We start from the raw sequence: 20,686 nt of genomic DNA, 5'->3' as shown, positions 1-20,686 counted from the left end.
AGCGGGCTGGACCCGCGATGGCCGCGACGCGGTCTAGCGCTTGGCGATGATGTACACCGCGTGCACGATCCCCGGAATGTAACCGCACAAGGTGAGCAGGATGTTCAGCCAGAAGGCGCCACCAAAACCCACCTGCAGGAACACGCCCAGCGGCGGCAACAGAATGGCGAAGATAATTCGGATCAGGTCCATCGGGCAGCTCCTTGTCTAAAGTCCTAACTACAGACTGCAAGCACCCCCCACTGGTTCAAATAGCCATCCCCCATAAAAAAACGCCCCAGGCCAAAAGGATCAGGCCCGGGGCGATGCGCAGGAACGCGAGACGGTTCGTTGAATTCGGTACGGCGCTACCGGGTCAGGCACGCCGCTGGTTGAGTTGCGCCGTGTGCACACGGGCAAAGGCACGCGCCAGGCGCAGCAGCATTTCGTCGATGTTGCCCCGGCTGACGGTCAGCGCCGGCGAAAAGCGCAGCACATTGGCCTGCGCCGCATTGAGCAGCAGCCCTTCTTGCAGCGCCGCCTTGACCAGGGCCGCGGCCGAGTCGTCGCTCAGCTCCAGGCCCCACAGCAAGCCCTGGCCGCGCACCTCGCCCTGGCCATAACGCCCCGCCAGGTGGCTCAGGCCATCACGCAGGTGCCGCCCCGACGCCTGCACCTGCTCCATGAAGCCCGGCTCCAGCACGGCATCGAGAATCGCCAGGCCCGCCGCACTCATCAGTGCATTGCCATGGTGACTGCCTTCCAGCTCGCCGGCCTCGGCGCAGCAGGCCGTACCCCGCGCCAGCAGGGCGGCCAGCGGCACACCGCCGCCCAGGCCCTTGCCCAGGGTGATGATGTCGGCGCGCACGCCGTAGGTCTGCTCGGCCAGCAGTGCGCCGCAACGGCCCACGCCGGTCTGCACCTCATCCAGGATCAGCAGGATGCCCAGTTCGCGGCACAGGCGCTCGACACCCTTGAGGTAATGCTGGGTGGCCGGGATCACCCCGGCCTCGCCCTGGATCGGCTCGAGCATGATCGCCACGGTACGCGAGTCCACTGCTGCATGCAGCGCGGCCAGATCGTTGAACGGCACCTTGCTAAAACCCGGCAGGCCGGGCTCGCAGCGGTTGCACGCCGACGGGTCGGAGGCCGACAGCGCCCCCAGGCTGCGCCCGTGGCAGCTCTGGCGCGCAGTGATGATGTGGTAGGCGCCGTTGCGATGCAGCTGGCCCCACTTGCGCGCCAGCTTGATCGCACCTTCGCAGGCTTCGGCACCACTGTTGAGCAGGTAGGCCTGATCGCTGCCGGTGCTCTGGCACAGGCGGTTGACCAGGCTCAACAGGCCACGGTTATGAAAGCCGGCGCCGGGGTTGATCAATGCCTGGGCCTGGCTGCTCAGTGCCTGCACCAGCGCCTTGGGGCTGTGCCCGAGGCTGTTCACCGCGCAACCCTGGGTGAAATCCAGATAGGCGCGGCCTTCGTTGTCCCACAGCCACGAACCCTGGCCACGCACGAACACCTGTGGCGCACGCTCGGTGGCCGGCATCAGGCATTCCCGCGACAGCTGCTCGGCCTGGGCCAGCGCCACCGGCGCTGGTGCCTGCTCGGCAGCGCGCGCCGCCTGGCGACGCAGATTGAACAGGTTCATGCGCGCAGCCCTTCCAGCGGCAGGCCAAGCAGGCGCGCGGTCCAGTCCTCGACCTGGCCGCTGCGCAGGCGCTTGATCGCGATGTCGCGCCAGCGTGACGAGAGGGCCGGACAATCCACCAGCTTTTTCAAACCCGCATGCTCCAGAGGTTCACGGTAAAAAGTATGCAGTGCCCAGGCCACGGTCAGGCCCGGATAGCTGCGTTGTATCAGTTCGAACGGCTCATCGGCGCTGACGAAGCCAGGCTTGAGCACCCGGTAGAACCAGCCGCAGCGCAGCGCGTCCTGCGCCTGTTGCGGCAGGTTCGGCAAGCCCCAGCGATGGCTCAGGCGGTAGCACGGCGAGCGCGGCTGGCTGACCTGCAGCAGCGCCCCGCCCCAGCGGAACATATCGCCCAGGCAGACGTGCTCTTCGGTAAGGCCGCGGGTCGAGAGGTTTTCGCCAAAACCCGGCGCGCACCAGTCGATCTGTGGATAACGTCGCCGCCACCAGGCGTAGTGCTCGGCCGGATAGTGGTGCAAGGCCCGCTCGGGGCCGGTATGGAAGCGCGGGTCGCCGTGTTCGTCGCTGCCCAGCCCCTGTGGCCATAACCACAGCCTTCTTGCAACCTGTTCCTTATCGATATCGGTGAGTAACCCATAACCGACATTTTTTGCCTTGCCTATGTAAACGCCATCCACATACACGGTATTCATCGCGCCTTCTGGCCCTGTAAACCTTGTGAATACGGGATAGACTAGGCTTCTCGCGGGCCTTCGGCCATTTCGTTTTTCGAGCTTTTTTGATAAGTATTGCTTATGGATTTTCGCCAACTGCGTTATTTCGTCGCGGTGTACGAAGAAGGCCATGTGGGCCGGGCCGCCGAACGCCTTTCACTGTCGCAGCCAGCGCTGTCGCAGCAGATCCGCCAGCTCGAGCACAGCCTCGATGTGAGCCTGTTCGAACGGGGCAACAAGCGGCTGCTGCCGACCCTGGCCGCACACACCCTGTACAACCACGCCCTGCCCCTGCTCGACGGCCTGCAGCGCGCCCGCGAGGCGTTGCGCAACTTCCGCGGGCAGGCCTTGCGGACCCTGGCCATCGGCGTGCTGCAGACGGTACGGCCGAGCCTGGTGCCGCAACTGCTCGACCGCCTGCGCAAGGCGCAACCACACCTGGTGGTGCAGATCTACGAACTGTCGGGGCTGGAGATCGAACGGCGCCTGCTCAACGGCACCCTGGACATCGGCATCAGCTACCTGCCGCCGCGCCAGCCGGGCCTTCACGGCCTGCTGCTGTACGAAGACGAGTTGCAACTGGTGATCCCGCACACGCACCCGCTGCGCGAATTCAAGAAGGTCTCGCTCAAGCAGGCCGCCGAACTGCCCATGCTGATGCTGGGCGAAGAGTTCCAGGTACGCCAGATCTGGCAGGCGCAACTGGCCAACCTCGGGCGCCGCCCGCAGGTGCAGGCCGAGATGAACAACATGGGCGGGATTCTTGACAGCCTGGCGCATACCTCGCTGGCAACCGTGTTGCCGGGGCGTGCGCGCGACGCCACGGACGATCCAGAGCTGCTCTGGAAGCCGCTGAGCGAGCCGCGGGTGCCATTGAAGGTAGGCCTGGTGTTTCGCGATGCGCAGCGCCAGCAGGCGTCGGTGGAGTTGCTGCGCAATCTGCTGGAGGAAGAGATCGACCCTCGCCAGATCGGCGGTTCACCTCTGGATGTGCTCGGCTAGAAAAAACCCGGGCAAAAGAAAACCCCGCCGAAGCGGGGTTTTGCAGACTGTTTCCCTGACATCCTTTTCGTCCCGCCGTCCTGGCAGGAAATCCTTCCGTGTCCCTGTTATGTACTGTGCGCATCCTGCGCGACGTCCATGAGGTGAAGATTAGCTGTGGATCCAATCTTACGGAAGAGGCCAAACGTCACCACGTCATGTAAGCAAATGCTTACATGACGCCGTCAGATCAAAACTGTTCCGCGTCGAGCAGGTACAACGACTCGCTGCCCGCCTTCACCGAAGCGCTGAGCGAGTGAATACGCGGCAGCAGGCGGGCGAAGTAGAAGCGTGCGGTGCCCAGTTTGCTGGCGTAGAAGTCGTCCTCACCCTGTTTGGCCAGGGCCGTGCGGGCCATCAGTGCCCACATGTAGGCATAGGCGGTGTAGCCGAAGGCGTGCAGGTACTCCACCGACGCCGCGCCGATTTCGTTGGGGTTCGCCTTGGCGCGGTCGAGCACCCAGGCGGTCAGTTCGTCGAGGCTGTCCAGCGCCGTCTCCAGCGGTTTGACGAACTCGCCCAGCGCCGTGTCGGCGGTGGCGATGAAATGGCGGATCTCGTCGGCGAACAGCTTGTAGAACGCCCCGCCGCTGCCCACCACCTTGCGGCCCATCAGGTCCAGGGCCTGGATGCCGTTGGTGCCTTCGTAGATCTGGGTGATGCGCACGTCGCGCACCAGTTGCTCCTGGCCCCACTCGCGAATGTAGCCATGGCCGCCGAACACCTGCTGGCCATGCACGGTCACTTCCAGGCCCAGATCGGTGAGAAACGCCTTGGACACCGGCGTCAGCAGCGCCACCAGGTCTTCGGCGCGCTTGCGGGCCTCGCGGTCTTCGCTGAACTTGGCGGTATCGAGCTGCATCGCAACATAGGTGGAGAAAGCCCGGCCGCCTTCGTTCAGTGCCTTCATGGTCAGCAGCATGCGCCGCACATCGGGGTGCACGATGATCGGGTCGGCAGTCTTGTCCTTGGCCTGGGGCCCGGTAGGTGCACGGCTCTGCAGGCGGTCGCGGGCGTATTCGATGGCGTTCTGGTAGGAACGCTCGGCCGATGCCAGGCCCTGGATGCCGACCCCCAGACGCTCGTAGTTCATCATGGTGAACATCGCTGCCAGGCCCTTGTTCGGCTCGCCGACCAGGTAGCCCACGGCGCTGTCGAAGTTCATCACGCAGGTGGCCGAGGCCTGGATGCCCATCTTGTGCTCGATGGAGCCACAGGTGGCCGGGTTGCGCTCGCCCAGGCTGCCATCGGGGTTGACCAGGAACTTGGGCACCAGGAACAGCGAGATGCCCTTGGGCCCGGCCGGGGCGTCAGGCAGCTTGGCCAGCACCAGGTGGATGATGTTCTCGGTCAGGTCGTGTTCGCCGCCGGTGATGAAGATCTTGGTGCCGGTGACCTTATAGCTGCCGTCGGCCTGCGGCTCGGCGCGGGTACGGATGATGCCAAGGTCGGTACCGGCGTGGGGCTCGGTCAGGCACATGGAGCCGGCCCAGACCCCGGCGTACATGTTGGGCAGGTACCGCGTCTTGAGCTCTTCGCTGGCGTGAGCGTTGATCGACAGGCAGGCACCGGCGGTCAGCATCGGGTACAGGCCGAAGGCCAGGCTCGAGGAGTTGACCATTTCTTCGACCTGGGCAGAGATCACCTTGGGCATGCCCATGCCGCCATAGGCAGGGTCGCCGCCCACGCCCACCCAGCCACCATCGGCGTAGGTGCGGTAGGCATCGATGAAGCCGGCCGGGGTGCGCACGGCGCCGTTGTCCCAATGGCAGCCCTCTTCGTCGGCGCTGCGGCTCAGCGGAGCGATTCTCTGGCTGGTGACCTTGCCGGCTTCCTCGAGCACCGCCAGTGCGGTTTCTTCGTCGACCGCCTCGGCCAGCCCGGGCAGTTGTGCCCACAGCCGGGATACTTCGAAGACTTCGTTGAGGACGAAGCGCATATCGCGCAGGGGCGCTTTATAGTCAGCCATGGCAACCTCTCACACCTTGAGTCGGGACGGCCCCGCAGGGCCGCTACACAGTTGCGAGCCAGTGTAACCTAACAACTTTTGTGACACATAGGGTCATCTGGCGACCGCATAGTCACTTCTGGTCACGCCGTGCGCACCGCTCCACGCTTGCTCTGGTGGCCGTAGGTCATGGTGCAGTTACGCCCCGCTCCCTTGGCACTGTACAGCGCCTGGTCGGCCGACTTGAGCACCTCATCGGGGCTGCGGTGCTCGGGCAGGCGCTCGGCGGCACCGATGCTGATGGTCACCGACACGCTGCTGGCCCCGGCCGCCCCACGGCGTTGTCGCCCCTGCTGGTCGTCCTGGGGGCGGCTGTCCTGGTTGCGCAGCTGGATATTGTAGTTGGCGATCACCTCGCGCACCGCCTCCAGGTGCGGCAGGCATTCCTCGATGGTCTTGGCCGCGAACACCAGGGCGAACTCCTCGCCGCCATAGCGGTAGGCGCGGCCCCCGCCGGTGACCTTGGACAGTTTGCTGGCCACCAGGCGCAGCACCTGGTCGCCGACGTCGTGCCCGTGGGTATCGTTGAATTTCTTGAAGTGGTCGACGTCGGTCATCGCCAGCACATAGTTGCGCCCCAGACGCTGCATGCGCTCGTTGAGCGCGCGGCGCCCCGGCAGGCCGGTGAGCTCGTCGCGAAATGCCATCTGGTAGGCCTCGTGGGAGACCGCGGCGGCGATCATCAGCATCACCTGGCTGCACATGATGTTCAGGGTGAAGGGCAGGATGAAGGTCTGCGGCAGCATCCAGAAGATCCCCATCAGACCGATCACCTGCGCCGCATGCAGCGGGCGCGGTTCGCGCAGGTACTGCACCACCAGCAGGATGAAGGCGAGCAGAAACACCGGGTAGGCCAGCTGGATCAGGCTCATCCACTGACCGTGCAGCGCCGGCCAGCGGATTTCCGCGAGCCAGTTGAGCAGCGCCTGCGGGTAGCTCTGCTCCAGCCCCAGCGCCGTGCTGCCGACCGCCAGCAGCACGGCAAAGCGCGCCACCATGTCCTGGAACAGGTGCGTGCGCTCCTGCCAGGCGCCGTACAGCGCAAACAGGATGGGCAGCAACAGGCACACCAGGTGGAACACCACGGCGGCGTCCTGGCGTACCACGCCATTGTCGCGGTAGTAGTCGGTCTGGGTGTCGAGCAGGAAGTAGGCGATATACACCGTGACCATCAGGAACAGTTCACGCTGACGGCGGTAGACCGTGCAGTAGGCCCCGCCCAGCAGCAACACCAGGGTTGGCAGCACGTTGAACAGCGAGGTGAAGAAGACGTTGAGGTCTCTGACATAAGCAGCGGCGAGCCCCGACACCAGCAGGAACAGTGACGGCAGAAAATGGCTCAGTCGTACAGCGGATAAACGAAACAAGGGAATCTCCGACCCGGCAGATCAAGTAATGGCATTGTGCCTTTAATGTGTCGGCAGCGCACATGAATAGATGAATATGCCGGCAGCACTTGTAACGGCAGGGTGGGAGCAGGGCTTAGCACGTATTCGTATCAGGTTCTGACTAGCGCATAAAAAAACCCGCCGGTAAGGGCGGGCTTTCTTGCTTCAGGCGATGACTCAGTACGAGAGGCCGAAGTGCTCTTCGTTCATGTCCATCAGGTTGCTCGCGCCCGACAGCATGGTTTCCACATGCGTGCGGGTCCGCGGCAGGATGCGCTGGAAGTAGAAGCGCGCGGTCTGCAGCTTGGCGGTGTAGAACGCCTCTTCGCTGGTGCCGGCAGCCAGTTTCTCGGCGGCCAGGCGCGCCATGTCGGCCCAGAAGTAGGCCAGGCAGGCGTAACCGGAGTACATCAGGTAGTCAACCGAGGCGGCACCGACTTCTTCGCGGTCCTTCATCGCGGCCATGCCGACCTTCATGGTCAGTTCGCCCCACTCCTTGTTCAACTTGGCCAATGGCGCGACAAACTCGCTGATGGCCTCGTTGCCTTCGTTGTTCTGGACGAACTTGTGCACGATCTTGGTGAAGCCCTTGAGCGCCTCGCCCTGGGTCATCAGCACCTTACGGCCCAGCAGGTCCAGCGCCTGGATGCCGGTGGTGCCTTCGTACAGCATCGAGATGCGGCTGTCGCGAACGTTCTGCTCCATGCCCCACTCGGCGATGAAGCCGTGGCCGCCGTAGATCTGCACGCCGTGGTTGGCCGACTCGAAGCCGACTTCGGTCATGAACGCCTTGGCGATCGGGGTCATGAAGGCCAGCAGTGCGTCGGCCTTCTTCTTCTCTTCTTCGTCCTGGCTGTACTTGACGATGTCGACCTGCTTGGCGGTGAAGTACACCATCGCGCGGTTGCCTTCGGCGAAGGCTTTCATGGTCAGCAGCATGCGACGCACGTCCGGGTGGACGATGATCGGGTCAGCCGCCTTGTCCGGCGCCTTGGGGCCGGTCAGCGAACGCATCTGCAGGCGGTCGCGGGCATACTTCAGGCCACCCTGGAACGCCACTTCGGCGTGGGCCAGGCCTTGCAGCGCGGTACCCAGGCGAGCGGTGTTCATGAAGGTGAACATGCAGTTCAGGCCCTTGTTGGCCGGGCCGATCAGGTAGCCGGTGGCGGCGTCGAAGTTCATCACGCAGGTGGCGTTGCCGTGGATGCCCATCTTGTGTTCGATGGAGCCACAGGAAACGGCGTTGCGCTCGCCCACACCGCCTTCGGCGGTCGGCAGGAACTTGGGCACGATGAACAGCGAGATGCCTTTGGTGCCGGCCGGTGCATCGGGCAGGCGCGCCAGCACGATGTGCACGATGTTGTCGGCCATGTCGTGTTCACCGGCCGAGATGAAGATCTTGGTGCCGGTGACCTTGTAGGAACCGTCGGCCTGAGGTTCGGCCTTGGTGCGCAGCATGCCCAGGTCGGTACCGCAGTGCGGTTCGGTCAGGCACATGGTGCCGGTCCATTCGCCGGATACCAGCTTGGTCAGGTAGGTGTTCTGCTGCTCGGCGGTGCCGTGCTCGGAGATGGTGTTCATCGCGCCGTGCGACAGGCCTGGGTACATGCCCCACGACCAGTTCGACTCGCCGACCATTTCGCTGACCGCCAGGCCCAGCGACTCGGGCAGACCCTGGCCGCCGTGATCGACGTCATGGGCCAGGCTCGGCCAGCCGCCTTCGACGAACTGCTTGTAGGCTTCCTTGAAGCCGGTGGGGGTCTTAACGCCCGACTCGCTCCAGGTGCAGCCTTCCAGGTCGCCCACACGGTTCAGCGGGGCCAGTACCTGTTCACAAAACTTGGCGCCTTCCTCGAGGATCGCATCGACCATGTCGGGGGTGGCGTCCTGGCAAGCCGGCAGGCTCTGATAGTGCGCTTCGTAGCCCAGCAGTTCATCGCGAACGAAACGAATATCACGCAAGGGGGCTTTGTAATCAGGCATAGCGATGAACCTCTGCTGATGGATCCTTGAATAGGGAGACCGCGACATACACCGACCAGCTCTAGGCGGCTTTCGGTCAAACAGTTGTTTGAAACATACGTTTACGCCGAAACCTTGTCAAGCACCCCCATGAGGGCATTTCTGCCATGGCAGGCTACGCTCCGGCCCCGCTCGCCAGAACGCAGGCACGGCAAGGCACCCGGCCTTGGGCCAGGGCGTCGAGTCAGGATGGAGGGGTAAAACCGGGAAGATGCGAGGGCCGGCTGGCTCAGGCGTAGGTATCGATCAGCGTGCCGAGCATTTCGTCGGAGGCCTTGGCCACTTTGACACCCAGCTCGACCTGATGCTTGCCCAGGGCAAGTTCGACGGTGCTGGTGGCCAGGTCCATCTGCTGGCTGCGGTCGACCGAGCGCAGGCGTTCGGCCTGGTAGTCGCTGGACTGGCTGGTGGCAGCACGTTCGACAGTGGTGTTGGCGATCTGGCTGGCGGCCTGATCGATGCGGTTCTGGCCGCTCTGAATGGCGCCCAGGCCGGCATAGAATGCGGAACTGCCCGAGATTTCCATTTCAAACTCTCCAGGTGACGGAAGGCACAGATGATATCAACGGCCCCTATTGAAGCAGACAACCCGGCAAAAGGCCCGTCAAAAACACTAATGGCACAGTGCCCTTCAATAGACTCAGCCTAGTCGAGCAAATCCAGCTGCAGGTATGCGGCCACCGCCTCGGCGCTGGCCACCTTGAGTTTTGGCACCCGGCCCAGGCAGGGGGCCGGCAGGCGTTCGGCAAGCGAAGCCAGGTTCTCCTCCAGGCGCGAGGTGCGCGGCTCGATGATGTTCGCCACCCAGCCGGCCAGTTGCAGGCCATCGCGGGCAATCGCCTCGGCACTGAGCAGCGCATGGTTGATGCAACCCAGGCGCACGCCTACCACCAGGATCACCGGCAGCTTGAGCGCAATCGCCAGGTCCGACAGATTGGCCTGATCGGACAACGGCACCCGCCAGCCACCCGCGCCTTCGATCAGGGTGAAATCGGCGTTGTGCGCCAGCACCGTGCGCATCGGCGCAAGCAACGCCTGCACGCTCAGCGCAACACCCGCTTCGCGGGCCGCCAGGTGCGGGGCGATGGCGGGCTCGAAGGCAAACGGGTTGAGCTGCGCATAGGGCAGCGTGAGGCTGCTTTGCGCGATCAGGGCCAGTGCATCGGCGTTGCGCAGGCCCTTGGGGGTCACCTCGCAGCCCGACGCTACCGGCTTGGCCCCGAGGGTACTCAGGCCGGCCAGACGTGCCGCATGCAGCAGGCCGGCGGCAATGGTGGTCTTGCCCACATCGGTATCGGTGCCGGCGATGAAATAGGCAGCATGCATCTCAATCCCCCTGGTGCTGCGGCTTGTGCAGTACCGCATAGACTACCTGATAGGTGGCGGGCAGTCCCTGCGGCTGGCGAAAGCGCTCGTAGGCCTGCAGCAGGCCCTGCATGCGTGCCCTGCCGGTCAGGCCGGCGGGGCGACCGGGGTTGAGGTTGTGTGCGCCCAGCGCCTTGAGCTCATGGGTCAGGCTGCGCACATCGGGGTAATGCAGTACATGGGGCCGGGCCTCCAGCCCGAGCACCTGCAGCCCGCTGTCGGCACACAGACGCTGGTAGTCCGCCAGAGGGCGGAAGCGATTGACGTGCACCAGCCCGTCCACCGCCTGCCAGCTTTCACGCAGCTCGAACAGCGTGCCCACGCACAGGCTGGCGAACGCCAGCACGCCCCCAGGCTGCAGAACCCGCTGCGCTTCACGCAGCACCGCAGCCAGGTCGGCGCACCACTGCACCGCCAGGCTGGAGAAGATCAGCCCGGCGCTGCCATCACGCAGCGGCAGACGCTCGGCATCGCCCGCCACATGGTAATGCGCGCCCCCCAGCTCACGGGCATGCAGCAGCATGCCTTCGGCGATATCCACCGCCACACCCAGCCCTTGTGGATAACGTTGCTGCAAGTGCCGGCTGAAATGCCCGGTGCCACTGCCCAGATCGATCCAGCAACGCGGTTGCAAATCGGCGGGCAGCTGCGCCAGCAGATGAGCGCCCACCGCCCGCTGCAACGCGGCGACACTGTCGTAGCTGGCCGCAGCACGGGAAAACGAGGCCGCCACCTGGCGCTTGTCGGGCAAGGCGCCGGGCAGCCTGGGCAGGGAAAGATCAGTCATCGCCACTCTCGTGCAGGAAGGTCTTGATAAAGGTCGCCAACGCCTGGGCGTGCTCCAGCAGGAAGGCGTGGGCGCTGTCCTCGACAATGCCCACCTCGACGTCCTGCAGCAGTTCGAACAGCGCCTTGGCCGCCTCGACCGGCACCAGCGCGTCGCTGCCTGCGAACAGGTGCAACTGCGGGCCGCCGAAGTTGCTCAGCGCAGCCCGGGTATCGAGTTTCCGCAATACCTCCAGGCCCGTGGCCAGGTACAGCGGGTCGGTTGCCGGCACCCCCACCTCCAGCAACCTCGCCAGGCTGCGCGGCGCCTGGGCGCCCTGACTGCACAGCGACTTGAAGCGCTTGAGCGTCACTTGCGTATGGCTACGGCAACCGTCGAGAAAGGTATTGAAGGTGTCGGTCGGCATGCCATGGGGCCAGTCCGCACGGGCCACGAAGCTGGCGTTGCTGCCCAGCGTCACCAGCCCGCAGCAGTGATCGCCGCGTCGCGCCGCCAGCTCGGCGGCGAGCATGCCGCCCAGCGACCAGCCTCCCAGCCAGGTGTCGGTAGGCAACGTGCGGTCCAGGTGATCCAGCCATACAGGCACGTCACTGCCATCCAGCTCCGGCAGAGGCACCAGCTCCACGTGCAGCTTGGCATCCAGGGCGCGCAAGCTCGCGGCCAGCGGCTCCAGTGCAGCGGTACCCAGGCCCCAGCCCGGCAACAGAATCAGTCGATCACGCATCAGCAGGCTCCAGCAGCGAATGACACTCGGCCAATGCATTCAACAATAGCTGTACCTGCGCGGCGCTGTGGGCGGCGGTCAGGGTCACGCGCAGCCGGGCACTGCCGGCCGGCACCGTCGGTGGACGGATCGCCGTGACCATCAGCCCGCGCTCGCGCAACATCGCCGACAGCCGCATGGCCCTTGCGGCATCGCCGATCAGAATCGGCTGGATCGGCGTGAAACTGTCCATCAGGTGCAGGCCGATCTGCTCGGCGCCCTGACGGAACTGGCGGATCAGCGCCGCCAGGTGCTCGCGGCGCCAGTGCTCGTCACGCAGCAGTTGCAGGCTCCTGAGCGTGGCGCAGGCCAGGGCCGGTGGCTGGCTGGTGGTATAGATGTACGGGCGGGCGAACTGGATCAGGCACTCGATCAGTTCCTCACTGCCGGCGACGAACGCACCGGCGGTACCGAAGGCCTTGCCCAGGGTGCCGACCAGCACCGGTACCTGCCCCATGTCCAGGCCGAAATGCTCCACCACGCCACCGCCGTGGCGGCCCAGGGTGCCGAAGCCATGGGCATCGTCGACCATCAGCCAGGCGCCCCTGGCCTGCGTCTGGGCAGCCAGTGCTGGCAGGTCGGCGATGTCGCCGTCCATGCTGAACACGCCATCGGTGACCACCAGCGCATTGCCGGTGGCCTTGTCCAGGCGCTTGCCGAGGCTGTCGGCATCGTTGTGCAGGTAGCGGCTGAAGCGCGCGCCACTGAGCAACCCGCCATCCAGCAGCGAAGCATGGTTGAGGCGATCCTGCAGCACGCTGTCGCCCTGCCCCACCAGCGCGGTCAACGCACCCAGGTTGGCCAGGTAGCCGGTGGTGAACAGGAGAGCGCGCGGGCGACCGGTAAACTCGGCCAGGGCCAGTTCCAGTTCATGGTGCGGCGAGCTGTGGCCGATCACCAGGTGCGACGCCCCGCCGCCCACGCCCCAACGCTCAGCGCCGGCACGCCAGGCGTCGATCACCTCGGGGTGGTTGGCCAGGCCCAGGTAGTCGTTGCTGCAAAACGCCAGCAACGGCGTGCCGTCCACCATCACCTGCGGCCCCTGCGGGCTCTGCAGCAGGGGGCGCTGGCGATACAGCGCCGCAGCGCGCCGTTGTTCCAGGCGCGCACTCAGATCAAAGCTCATGGCGACCTCAGGCGGAGGCGGCGTCGTAGAACAGCTCGCTGCTCTTCTGCTCGATCAGCGCCTGCTCGATGGCCGCCTGGTGCACCTCGTCGGCGTGCTCTTCGCGCGCTTCAGGCTGGATGCCCAGGCGCGCGAACAGTTGCATGTCCTTGTCGGCCTGCGGGTTGGCGGTGGTCAGCAGCTTCTCGCCGTAGAAGATCGAGTTGGCCCCGGCGAAGAAGGCCAGTGCCTGCATCTGTTCGTTCATCGCCTCGCGCCCGGCCGACAGGCGCACATGGGACTGCGGCATGAGGATGCGCGCCACTGCCAGCATGCGGATGAAGTCGAACGGGTCGACGTCTTCGGCATTCTCGAGCGGCGTGCCCGCCACCTTCACCAGCATGTTGATCGGCACCGATTCGGGGTGCTCCGGGAGGTTGGCCAGCTGGATCAGCAGCCCGGCGCGGTCGTCCAGCGATTCGCCCATGCCCAGGATCCCGCCCGAACAGATCTTCATCCCGGCATCGCGCACATAAGCCAGGGTCTGCAGGCGCTCGCCGTAGGTGCGGGTGGTGATGATGCTGCCGTAGAACTCAGGCGAGGTGTCCAGGTTGTGGTTGTAGTAGTCCAGGCCGGCCTGGGCCAGGGCCACGGTCTGCTCCTGGTCGAGCTTGCCCAGGGTCATGCAGGTTTCCAGGCCCAGCGCCTTGACCCCTTTGACCATCTGCAGCACGTAGGGCATGTCCTTGGCCGACGGGTGCTTCCACGCCGCGCCCATGCAGAATCGCGTGGAGCCGATGGCCTTGGCCCGGGCGGCCTCCTCCAGCACCTTCTGCACCTCCATCAGCTTCTGTTTTTCCAGGCCGGTGTTGTAGTGGCCGGACTGCGGACAATATTTGCAATCTTCCGGGCAGGCGCCGGTCTTGATCGACAGCAGGGTCGAGACCTGAACGCGGTTGGCGTCGAAATGCGCGCGGTGAACGGTCTGCGCCTGAAACAGCAGGTCGTTGAACGGTAGCTGGAACAGTGCTTTGACTTCGGCCAGGGACCAGTCGTGACGAAGCGTTGCAGTTGTGCTGGCGCTCATGGGTGTTTCCTTGTTTAGGCTTGTACTGGCGCCGGGACAGGAAAGCCCGCCAGCGCATCACGGATAGCTCGCATAGTTAAGGAAGCGCCATGCACTGTCAACCACACCTTAAACAACTGGTTTACAACTGGCTAAATATCAACCAAGCGTGTTTGCTGTGCGATGAACCTGCCCAGCAGTCACACCCCATTTGCGTGGCCTGCGAGGCCGAACTGCCCTGGCTGGAAGAATGCTGTCGAACCTGCGCGCTGCCCTTGCCGATGCGGGGCCTGACCTGCGGCCAGTGCAGCCGCCGCCCACCCGCCTTCACCCGGGTCGAGGCGCCCTGGCACTACGGCTTCCCCGTGGATGCACTGATCACCCGCTTCAAGCACCAGCGCCAGTGGCCGCTGGGCCGATTGCTGGCGCAACTGCTGGGCAACTGGCTTGCCTACCGCTTTGCCGAAGACCTGCCGCGGCCCGGCCTGCTGTTGCCGGTACCGCTGGCGCGCCGGCGCCTGCGCGAACGCGGCTTCAACCAGGCTGCGATGCTTGCCCAGTGGTTGGCCGGGCAGTTGGAGATCGCCTGCGAGCCACGTCTGCTCCAACGCCCGCAAGAAACGGCGGCCCAGCAGGGGCTGACGGCCAAGGCGCGCAAGCGCAACCTGCGCCACGCCTTTGCCCTGGCCGATTCGGCGGCGATCAGGGGGCAGCATGTGGCGATCGTCGACGATGTGCTCACCACCGGCGCCACTGCGCAGGCATTGGCCAGCCTGTTGCGGGCGGCGGGTGCCACGCGGGTGGACGTATACTGCCTGGCACGCACGCCCAAGCCCGGCGGCGCTTGACTTGCGCCGGGGCGGCGGGCACTTTCTGGGCCATCCCTGCCCCGACTGCGTGCCCGCCCATGTCCCTGCCTGCCCTGTTGACCCAACATATCGTCCGTCGCCCGCAACGCATCGCCCTGCTTGCCCACATCGCCGAGCAGGGGTCGATCACCCGGGCGGCCAAGAGCGCCGGCATCAGCTACAAGGCCGCGTGGGATGCCATCGACGAGCTCAACAACCTGGCCGCCAGCCCGCTGGTGGAACGCAGCGTGGGCGGGCGCGGGGGCGGTGGGGCGAAACTGTCGCTGGAGGGGCAGCGGGTGTTGCGCCTGTACCAGAAGCTGCAACTGTTGCAGGCGCAGGTGCTGGAAGCGGCCGAAGACTCCGACGATCTCGACCTGCTCGGGCGCCTGATGCTGCGCACCAGTGCGCGCAATCAGTTGCATGGGCGGGTCAGCGCCATTCGCGCGCAGGGCCGCATCGACACCGTGGAGCTGACCCTGGCCGGGGGGCTGCGCATCGAGGCGCAGATCACCCATGACAGCACCTTGCGCCTGGAGCTGGAACCGGGCACGCCGGTGGTGGCGCTGATCAAGGCAGGCTGGCTGGAGGTGGCGATGCCCGGGCCGGCGCAGGTCAACCAGTTGAGCGCCGTGGTACAGGAACTGATCGATGACCCGCAAGGGACTACCGAGGTGCGCCTGAGCCTGAGCAACGGCCAGACGCTGTGCGCATTTGCCGAGCCGCAGTGGCTGCTGGACAACCGGGTGGCGGTAGGCAGTGAAGTGGCAGTGCGGTTCTCGCCGGCGTATGTGCTGCTGGGTACGCCGCTCTAGATTATTGGGGCTGCAGCACAGCCCATCGCGGGTCAAGCCCGCTCCCACAGGTTCAGCGATTTCCTTGTGGGAGCGGGCTTGACCCGCGATGGGGCATGCAGCGTCCCCGGGGTGCTGTACCATGGCTCTCATACGCCCGGCCACCCGTCGCGCTGCAGGAGTTCCCATGTCACACCCCTTCGATACCCTTACCCCCGACCTGGTCCTGGACGCTGTCGAAAGCATCGGCTTTCTCAGCGACGCTCGTGTTCTGGCACTCAACAGCTACGAGAACCGTGTCTACCAGGTGGGCATCGAAGACGCCGAACCGCTGATCGCCAAATTCTATCGCCCCGGCCGCTGGAGCAACGCGGCGATTCTCGAGGAGCACGCCTTCACCGCCGAACTGGCCGACTGCGAAGTCCCCGTGGTCGCCCCGCTGGTGCACAACGGCCAGAGCCTGTTCGAGCATGCAGGCTTTCGCTTCACACTGTTCCCGCGCCGTGGCGGCCGCGCGCCGGAGCCGGGCAACCTCGACCAGCTGTACCGCCTCGGCCAGTTGCTCGGTCGCCTGCACGCGGTCGGCGCCACGCGCCCGTTCGAACACCGTGAAGCGCTGGGCGTGGCCAACTTCGGTCACGCCTCCCTCGCCACCCTGCTCGAAGGCAACTTCGTGCCGCGCAGCCTGCTGCCGGCCTACGAGTCGGTGGCCCGCGACCTGCTCAAGCGCGTGGAGGACGCCTACGCCCGCACCCCGTACAAGAGCATCCGCCTGCACGGCGACTGCCACCCGGGCAACATGATGTGCCGCGATGAGGTGTTCCACATCGTCGACCTGGACGACTGCCGCATGGGCCCCGCCGTGCAGGACCTGTGGATGATGCTCGCCGGCGATCGTCACGAGCGCCTGGGCCAGCTGGCCGAACTGATGGATGGCTACAACGAGTTCCATGATTTCGACCCCCGCGAACTGGCCCTGATCGAACCGCTGCGCGCCCTGCGCCAGCTGCACTACAGCGCCTGGCTGGCGCGCCGCTGGGACGACCCGGCGTTCCCGCGCAGCTTCCCGTGGTTTGGCAGCGAACGCTACTGGGGCGACCAGGTCCTGGCCCTGCGTGAGCAGACCGCCGCACTGGCCGAAGAGCCGCTGAAATTGTTCTAGAACCTGCTGCCAGTCTGTCTACAATAGCCGGGTTTTAGATAGCTGCCTAAGCAAGGAATCAGCATGCAAGCCGCCAACCCGCGCCGCGGGTACATACTGGGCCTGACCGCCTACATCATCTGGGGCTTGTTCCCCATCTATTTCAAAGCCCTGCAGAACGTGCCCGCCGTGGAAATCATCGTGCATCGGGTGCTGTGGTCGGCCCTGTTCGGCTCGATCCTGCTGCTGTTCTGGAAGCACCCGGGCTGGTGGCGCGAACTGCGCGACAACCCGCGGCGCCTGGCAATCCTGGCCCTGAGCGGATCGCTGATCGCGGGCAACTGGCTGACCTATGTGTGGTCGGTGAACAACGGGCGCATGCTCGAGGCGAGCCTGGGTTACTACATCAACCCGCTGGTCAACGTGCTGCTGGGCATGTTGCTGCTGGGCGAGCGTCTGCGCCGCCTGCAGTGGGTGGCGGTAGGCCTGGCGGCAGTGGGGGTGGCGCAGCAGGTGTGGCAGGTGGGCAGCCTGCCATGGGTGTCGCTGGTACTGGCGCTGAGCTTCGGCTTCTACGGGCTGATCCGCAAGCAGGCGCCAGTGGCGGCGTTGCCGGGACTGGTGGTGGAAACCTGGATGCTGGTACCGCTGGCCATCGGCTGGCTGCTGCTCAACCCCATGGCCCACAGCGCCCAGGCCAGCTTCTACAGCACCAGCGACGCGCTGTGGCTGGCCGCCGCCGGGCCCGTCACGCTGATACCGCTGGTGTGCTTCAACGCCGCCGCGCGGCACCTGCCTTACACCACTCTGGGCTTTCTGCAGTACCTGGCGCCGACCCTGGTGCTGCTGCAGGCGGTGCTGCTGTTCGACGAACATCTGTCGAGCAGCACACTGGTGGCGTTCATGTTCATCTGGGCCGGCCTGGCACTGTACAGCGTGGATGCCTGGCTGAGCATTCGCCGGCGCACCTGAGCGCTACGCCACCCCCTACGCCGACTCTTCGGGGCGCAGCTTGAGCTCCACCATCAGGTCGTCGGCCAGGGCCTCCAGGCGCTGTTGCAGGTCATCCAGCGACAGCGTCAGCGGCAGGGCCAGCAGCGCATCGGCGTGAAATAGCGGCTCGCTGCTCATCGGCGCGGGCCGCACGTCGGTACTGAAGCGCTCCAGGTTCACCCCCTGTTCGGCCAGCAGCCGGGTGATGTCGCGCACGATGCCGGGGCGATCGTTGCCCACCAGCTCCATCGCGATCGGCTTCCAGGTGCACGACGGCTCGATGCCGCTTTCGGCGATCAGCACGCGAATCCCGTGCTTGCCCAGCGCCTGCAACGCCTCCACCAGTTCGTCATAGGATTCGGCCGGTACCGCGACGCGCAGGATGCCGGCGAATTGCCCTGCCATGCGCGACATGCGACTCTCCAGCCAGTTGCCGTTATGCTCGGCGATGCATTCGGCCACCCGCTCCACCTGGCCGGCGCGGTCAGGGGCAATCACGGTCAAGACAAGATGATCCACGCGCCAGTCCTCTCTCCAGCCCCCGAATACCGGGGGCGCCGATCAAGTATAGGCAAGGCGCGGCAACCTGCCGCAGCGGGCTCGAACAACAAATCGTGTACTGTTTTTAGATTTATCTGGAACAATTCACTCGATTTTTGAGAACATGCCCGCTCCCAGAACGACGTTTTGCGACCAAATGGTCGCAAAACGGCGTATTTAGTCTGATTTTCCCAAGCGCAGCGCTTCATGTAGTATGCCGCGACGCGCACTACAAAAATGTTGAAACAAGAGCTGAATAGCTGAGCAGAGTGAGGCAAGCAATGACTGAACACGTTCAAGTCGGTGGCCTTCAGGTCGCCAAAGTCCTGTTCGACTTCGTGAACAACGAAGCCATTCCCGGAACCGGCGTCAACGCCGAGCAGTTCTGGATCGGGGCAGAGAAGATCATCAACGACCTCGCTCCAAAGAACAAAGCCCTGCTGGCCAAGCGTGACACCCTGCAGGCGCAGATCGACGCCTGGCACCAGGCGCGCAAGGGCCAGGCCCACGATGCTCCGGCTTACAAGGCCTTCCTTCAGGAGATCGGCTACCTGCTGCCAGAAGCGGCGGACTTCCAGGCCTCCACCCAGAATGTCGATGACGAGATCGCTCGCATGGCCGGCCCGCAGCTGGTAGTGCCGGTGATGAACGCACGCTTCGCCCTCAACGCCTCCAACGCCCGCTGGGGCTCGCTGTACGACGCGCTGTACGGCACCGACGCCATCAGCGAAGCCGGTGGCGCCGAGAAGGGCAAGGGCTACAACAAGGTACGCGGCGACAAGGTCATCGCCTTCGCCCGCGCCTTCCTCGACGAGTCTGCGCCACTGGCGGCCGGCTCCCACGTCGATGCCACCCGCTACAGCATTGCCGATGGCAAGCTGGTGGTCATCCTCAAGGGTGGCAGCAACAGCGGCCTGCGCGACGACGCGCAACTGGTCGGCTACCAGGGCGATGCCACGGCCCCTGTCGCCGTGCTGCTGAAAAACAACGGCCTGCACTTCGAGATCCAGATCGATGCCAGCACCCCGGTCGGCCAGACCGACGCCGCCGGGGTCAAGGACGTGCTGATGGAAGCCGCCCTGACTACCATCATGGACTGCGAAGACTCCGTGGCCGCGGTGGATGCCGACGACAAGGTGGTGATCTACCGCAACTGGCTGGGCCTGATGAAGGGCGACCTGGCCGAAAGCGTGAGCAAGGCCGGCCAGACCTTCACCCGCACCATGAACCCGGACCGCGAGTACACCGCGCCCAATGGCGGCTCGCTGAGCCTGCATGGCCGTTCGTTGCTGTTCGTGCGCAACGTCGGTCACCTGATGACCATCGACGCGATCCTCGACAAGGATGGCAACGAAGTGCCCGAAGGCATCCTCGATGCGCTGGTCACCAACCTGGCTGCGGTGCACAACCTCAACGGCAACACCACCCGCAAGAACAGCCGTACCGGCTCGGTGTACATCGTCAAGCCGAAGATGCACGGCCCTGAAGAAGCCGCCTTCACCAACGAGCTGTTCGGCCGCGTCGAAGACGTGCTGGGCCTCAAGCGCAACACCCTGAAGGTCGGCATCATGGACGAGGAGCGCCGTACCACGGTCAACCTCAAGGCTTGCATCCAGGCCGCCAGCGAGCGCGTGGTGTTCATCAACACCGGCTTCCTCGACCGTACCGGCGACGAGATCCACACCTCCATGGAAGCGGGCGCCGTGGTGCGCAAGGGCGCCATGAAAACCCAGAAGTGGATCGGTGCCTACGAGAACAACAACGTCGACGTGGGCCTTGCCACCGGCCTGCAGGGCCGCGCGCAGATCGGCAAGGGCATGTGGGCCATGCCTGATCTGATGGCCGACATGCTCGAGCAGAAGATCGCCCACCCACTGGCCGGTGCCAACACCGCCTGGGTGCCGTCGCCGACCGCCGCCGCGCTGCACGCGCTGCACTATCACAAGGTCGACGTTTTCGCCCGCCAGGCGGAGCTTGCCAAGCGTGCGCCGGCCTCGGTCGACGATATCCTGACCATTCCGCTGGCCACCGACACCAACTGGTCGGACGAAGAGATCCGCAACGAACTGGACAACAATGCCCAGGGCATTCTTGGCTATGTAGTGCGCTGGATCGACCAGGGCGTGGGTTGCTCGAAAGTGCCGGACATCAACGATGTGGGCCTGATGGAAGACCGCGCCACCCTGCGGATTTCCGCGCAGTTGCTGGCCAACTGGCTGCGTCACGGCATCATCAGCGAGGCTCAGGTGATCGAAGGCCTCAAGCGCATGGCGCCGGTGGTCGACAAGCAGAACGCCAACGACCCGCTGTACCGCCCGATGGCACCGGACTTCGACAGCAACATCGCCTTCCAGGCGGCGGTCGAGTTGGTGATCGAGGGTGCGAAGCAGCCGAACGGTTATACCGAGCCGGTACTGCATCGCCGTCGTCGCGAGTTCAAGGCGCGCAACGGGCTGTAAGCTGGTTACAGCGCTGCCTGACG

At 65.1% G+C, this 20,686-nt stretch carries 19 protein-coding genes; 6 read left to right on the top strand and 13 right to left on the bottom strand.

Features of this window, described 5'->3' with window-relative positions:
- Nucleotides 1-33 precede the first annotated feature (33 nt).
- The 3 genes from ACPRTJ_RS12450 to ACPRTJ_RS12440 all read right to left on the bottom strand — a co-directional run bounded on the left by ACPRTJ_RS12450 (nt 34) and on the right by ACPRTJ_RS12440 (nt 2,322).
- Nucleotides 34-192, bottom strand: a complete 159-nt coding sequence (locus ACPRTJ_RS12450; RefSeq protein ID WP_011063854.1) for a YqaE/Pmp3 family membrane protein — start codon at nt 190-192, stop codon at nt 34-36.
- Between the two features lie 163 nt (nt 193-355).
- Entirely contained in the window at nt 356-1,627 is a 1,272-nt protein-coding gene (locus ACPRTJ_RS12445; protein ID WP_058541824.1) for an aspartate aminotransferase family protein, read from the bottom strand.
- Nucleotides 1,624-2,322 (bottom strand): MOSC domain-containing protein, encoded by a 699-nt coding sequence (locus ACPRTJ_RS12440; protein ID WP_043863688.1) that lies wholly within the window; start codon nt 2,320-2,322, stop codon nt 1,624-1,626. The genes ACPRTJ_RS12445 and ACPRTJ_RS12440 overlap by 4 nt, the downstream gene beginning before the upstream one ends.
- Nucleotides 2,323-2,424: 102 nt before the next feature.
- Here ACPRTJ_RS12440 and ACPRTJ_RS12435 point away from each other — a divergent pair, with 102 nt between their 5' ends.
- Nucleotides 2,425-3,345, top strand: a complete 921-nt coding sequence (locus ACPRTJ_RS12435; RefSeq protein WP_043863687.1) for a LysR family transcriptional regulator — start codon at nt 2,425-2,427, stop codon at nt 3,343-3,345.
- A 229-nt stretch (nt 3,346-3,574) separates the two neighbouring features.
- Here ACPRTJ_RS12435 and ACPRTJ_RS12430 read toward each other — a convergent pair whose 3' ends face one another.
- The 9 genes from ACPRTJ_RS12430 to bioB all read right to left on the bottom strand — a co-directional run bounded on the left by ACPRTJ_RS12430 (nt 3,575) and on the right by bioB (nt 13,909).
- Entirely contained in the window at nt 3,575-5,353 is a 1,779-nt protein-coding gene (locus tag ACPRTJ_RS12430) for an acyl-CoA dehydrogenase C-terminal domain-containing protein (protein WP_100634783.1), read from the bottom strand.
- A 122-nt stretch (nt 5,354-5,475) separates the two neighbouring features.
- Complete coding sequence (locus ACPRTJ_RS12425) at nt 5,476-6,759, bottom strand: GGDEF domain-containing protein (RefSeq protein ID WP_043863685.1); 1,284 nt, start codon at nt 6,757-6,759, stop codon at nt 5,476-5,478.
- Between the two features lie 198 nt (nt 6,760-6,957).
- A complete protein-coding gene (locus tag ACPRTJ_RS12420) occupies nt 6,958-8,763 on the bottom strand; it encodes a phenylacyl-CoA dehydrogenase (protein ID WP_043863684.1) in 1,806 nt (601 codons plus the stop codon).
- Nucleotides 8,764-9,031: 268 nt separating this feature from the next.
- Complete coding sequence (locus ACPRTJ_RS12415; protein WP_258660262.1) at nt 9,032-9,328, bottom strand: pyrroloquinoline quinone biosynthesis protein PqqE; 297 nt, start codon at nt 9,326-9,328, stop codon at nt 9,032-9,034.
- Between the two features lie 119 nt (nt 9,329-9,447).
- Entirely contained in the window at nt 9,448-10,128 is a 681-nt protein-coding gene (gene bioD / locus ACPRTJ_RS12410; protein ID WP_043863682.1) for a dethiobiotin synthase, read from the bottom strand.
- A gap of 1 nt (nt 10,129) precedes the next feature.
- Nucleotides 10,130-10,954 (bottom strand): malonyl-ACP O-methyltransferase BioC, encoded by an 825-nt coding sequence (bioC, locus tag ACPRTJ_RS12405; RefSeq protein ID WP_078480862.1) that lies wholly within the window; start codon nt 10,952-10,954, stop codon nt 10,130-10,132.
- Nucleotides 10,947-11,678: an alpha/beta fold hydrolase gene (locus ACPRTJ_RS12400; RefSeq protein ID WP_058541820.1), complete on the bottom strand. Its 732-nt coding sequence runs from the start codon at nt 11,676-11,678 to the stop codon at nt 10,947-10,949. Before ACPRTJ_RS12400 ends, bioC begins: the two co-directional genes overlap by 8 nt.
- Nucleotides 11,671-12,843, bottom strand: a complete 1,173-nt coding sequence (gene bioF, locus ACPRTJ_RS12395) for an 8-amino-7-oxononanoate synthase (protein WP_255001554.1) — start codon at nt 12,841-12,843, stop codon at nt 11,671-11,673. Before bioF ends, ACPRTJ_RS12400 begins: the two co-directional genes overlap by 8 nt.
- Before the next feature lie 7 nt (nt 12,844-12,850).
- On the bottom strand, nt 12,851-13,909 hold the full coding sequence (gene bioB, locus ACPRTJ_RS12390) for a biotin synthase BioB (RefSeq protein WP_043863678.1): 1,059 nt from the start codon (nt 13,907-13,909) through the stop codon (nt 12,851-12,853).
- Between the two features lie 89 nt (nt 13,910-13,998).
- Between bioB and ACPRTJ_RS12385 the strand changes: the two genes are divergently transcribed.
- The 4 genes from ACPRTJ_RS12385 (at nt 13,999) to rarD (ending at nt 17,643) form a co-directional block, all read left to right on the top strand.
- Complete coding sequence (locus ACPRTJ_RS12385) at nt 13,999-14,736, top strand: ComF family protein (protein WP_258660264.1); 738 nt, start codon at nt 13,999-14,001, stop codon at nt 14,734-14,736.
- A gap of 59 nt (nt 14,737-14,795) precedes the next feature.
- Nucleotides 14,796-15,551, top strand: a complete 756-nt coding sequence (locus ACPRTJ_RS12380; RefSeq protein WP_043863676.1) for a TOBE domain-containing protein — start codon at nt 14,796-14,798, stop codon at nt 15,549-15,551.
- A gap of 166 nt (nt 15,552-15,717) precedes the next feature.
- The gene (locus ACPRTJ_RS12375; RefSeq protein ID WP_088514285.1) at nt 15,718-16,692 is read left to right on the top strand and encodes a serine/threonine protein kinase; all 975 of its coding nucleotides are present in this window, start codon (nt 15,718-15,720) and stop codon (nt 16,690-16,692) included.
- Nucleotides 16,693-16,755: 63 nt separating this feature from the next.
- Nucleotides 16,756-17,643 (top strand): EamA family transporter RarD, encoded by an 888-nt coding sequence (rarD, locus tag ACPRTJ_RS12370; RefSeq protein WP_054915981.1) that lies wholly within the window; start codon nt 16,756-16,758, stop codon nt 17,641-17,643.
- Nucleotides 17,644-17,658: 15 nt separating this feature from the next.
- Here the strand turns inward: rarD and ACPRTJ_RS12365 are convergent, their stop codons facing one another.
- Nucleotides 17,659-18,183: a glycine cleavage system protein R gene (locus tag ACPRTJ_RS12365; protein WP_043863673.1), complete on the bottom strand. Its 525-nt coding sequence runs from the start codon at nt 18,181-18,183 to the stop codon at nt 17,659-17,661.
- A 302-nt stretch (nt 18,184-18,485) separates the two neighbouring features.
- Here ACPRTJ_RS12365 and ACPRTJ_RS12360 point away from each other — a divergent pair, with 302 nt between their 5' ends.
- The gene (locus tag ACPRTJ_RS12360; protein ID WP_258660268.1) at nt 18,486-20,663 is read left to right on the top strand and encodes a malate synthase G; all 2,178 of its coding nucleotides are present in this window, start codon (nt 18,486-18,488) and stop codon (nt 20,661-20,663) included.
- Nucleotides 20,664-20,686: the final 23 nt, after the last annotated feature.

This window comes from Pseudomonas palmensis, from assembly GCF_049942755.1.
GTDB lineage: Bacteria > Pseudomonadota > Gammaproteobacteria > Pseudomonadales > Pseudomonadaceae > Aquipseudomonas > Aquipseudomonas palmensis.
The sequence above is the reverse complement of the archived record's forward strand: the minus strand, read 5'-3'. Positions and strand labels throughout refer to the sequence as shown.

Bases quoted from the DNA above. Each gene is read 5' to 3' on its own strand.
- ACPRTJ_RS12375 (WP_088514285.1), top strand. From the start codon at position 15,718: ATGTCACACCCCTTCGATACCCTTACCCCCGACCTGGTCCTGGACGCT.
- bioD (WP_043863682.1), bottom strand. From the start codon at position 10,128: ATGCATGCTGCCTATTTCATCGCCGGCACCGATACCGATGTGGGCAAG.
- ACPRTJ_RS12380 (WP_043863676.1), top strand. From the start codon at position 14,796: ATGTCCCTGCCTGCCCTGTTGACCCAACATATCGTCCGTCGCCCGCAA.
- ACPRTJ_RS12385 (WP_258660264.1), top strand. From the start codon at position 13,999: ATGCACTGTCAACCACACCTTAAACAACTGGTTTACAACTGGCTAAAT.
- bioC (WP_078480862.1), bottom strand. From the start codon at position 10,954: ATGACTGATCTTTCCCTGCCCAGGCTGCCCGGCGCCTTGCCCGACAAG.
- ACPRTJ_RS12440 (WP_043863688.1), bottom strand. From the start codon at position 2,322: ATGAATACCGTGTATGTGGATGGCGTTTACATAGGCAAGGCAAAAAAT.
- ACPRTJ_RS12435 (WP_043863687.1), top strand. From the start codon at position 2,425: ATGGATTTTCGCCAACTGCGTTATTTCGTCGCGGTGTACGAAGAAGGC.
- bioF (WP_255001554.1), bottom strand. From the start codon at position 12,843: ATGAGCTTTGATCTGAGTGCGCGCCTGGAACAACGGCGCGCTGCGGCG.
- ACPRTJ_RS12400 (WP_058541820.1), bottom strand. From the start codon at position 11,678: ATGCGTGATCGACTGATTCTGTTGCCGGGCTGGGGCCTGGGTACCGCT.
- ACPRTJ_RS12430 (WP_100634783.1), bottom strand. From the start codon at position 5,353: ATGGCTGACTATAAAGCGCCCCTGCGCGATATGCGCTTCGTCCTCAAC.
- ACPRTJ_RS12415 (WP_258660262.1), bottom strand. From the start codon at position 9,328: ATGGAAATCTCGGGCAGTTCCGCATTCTATGCCGGCCTGGGCGCCATT.
- ACPRTJ_RS12360 (WP_258660268.1), top strand. From the start codon at position 18,486: ATGACTGAACACGTTCAAGTCGGTGGCCTTCAGGTCGCCAAAGTCCTG.
- ACPRTJ_RS12445 (WP_058541824.1), bottom strand. From the start codon at position 1,627: ATGAACCTGTTCAATCTGCGTCGCCAGGCGGCGCGCGCTGCCGAGCAG.
- rarD (WP_054915981.1), top strand. From the start codon at position 16,756: ATGCAAGCCGCCAACCCGCGCCGCGGGTACATACTGGGCCTGACCGCC.
- ACPRTJ_RS12420 (WP_043863684.1), bottom strand. From the start codon at position 8,763: ATGCCTGATTACAAAGCCCCCTTGCGTGATATTCGTTTCGTTCGCGAT.
- bioB (WP_043863678.1), bottom strand. From the start codon at position 13,909: ATGAGCGCCAGCACAACTGCAACGCTTCGTCACGACTGGTCCCTGGCC.
- ACPRTJ_RS12450 (WP_011063854.1), bottom strand. From the start codon at position 192: ATGGACCTGATCCGAATTATCTTCGCCATTCTGTTGCCGCCGCTGGGC.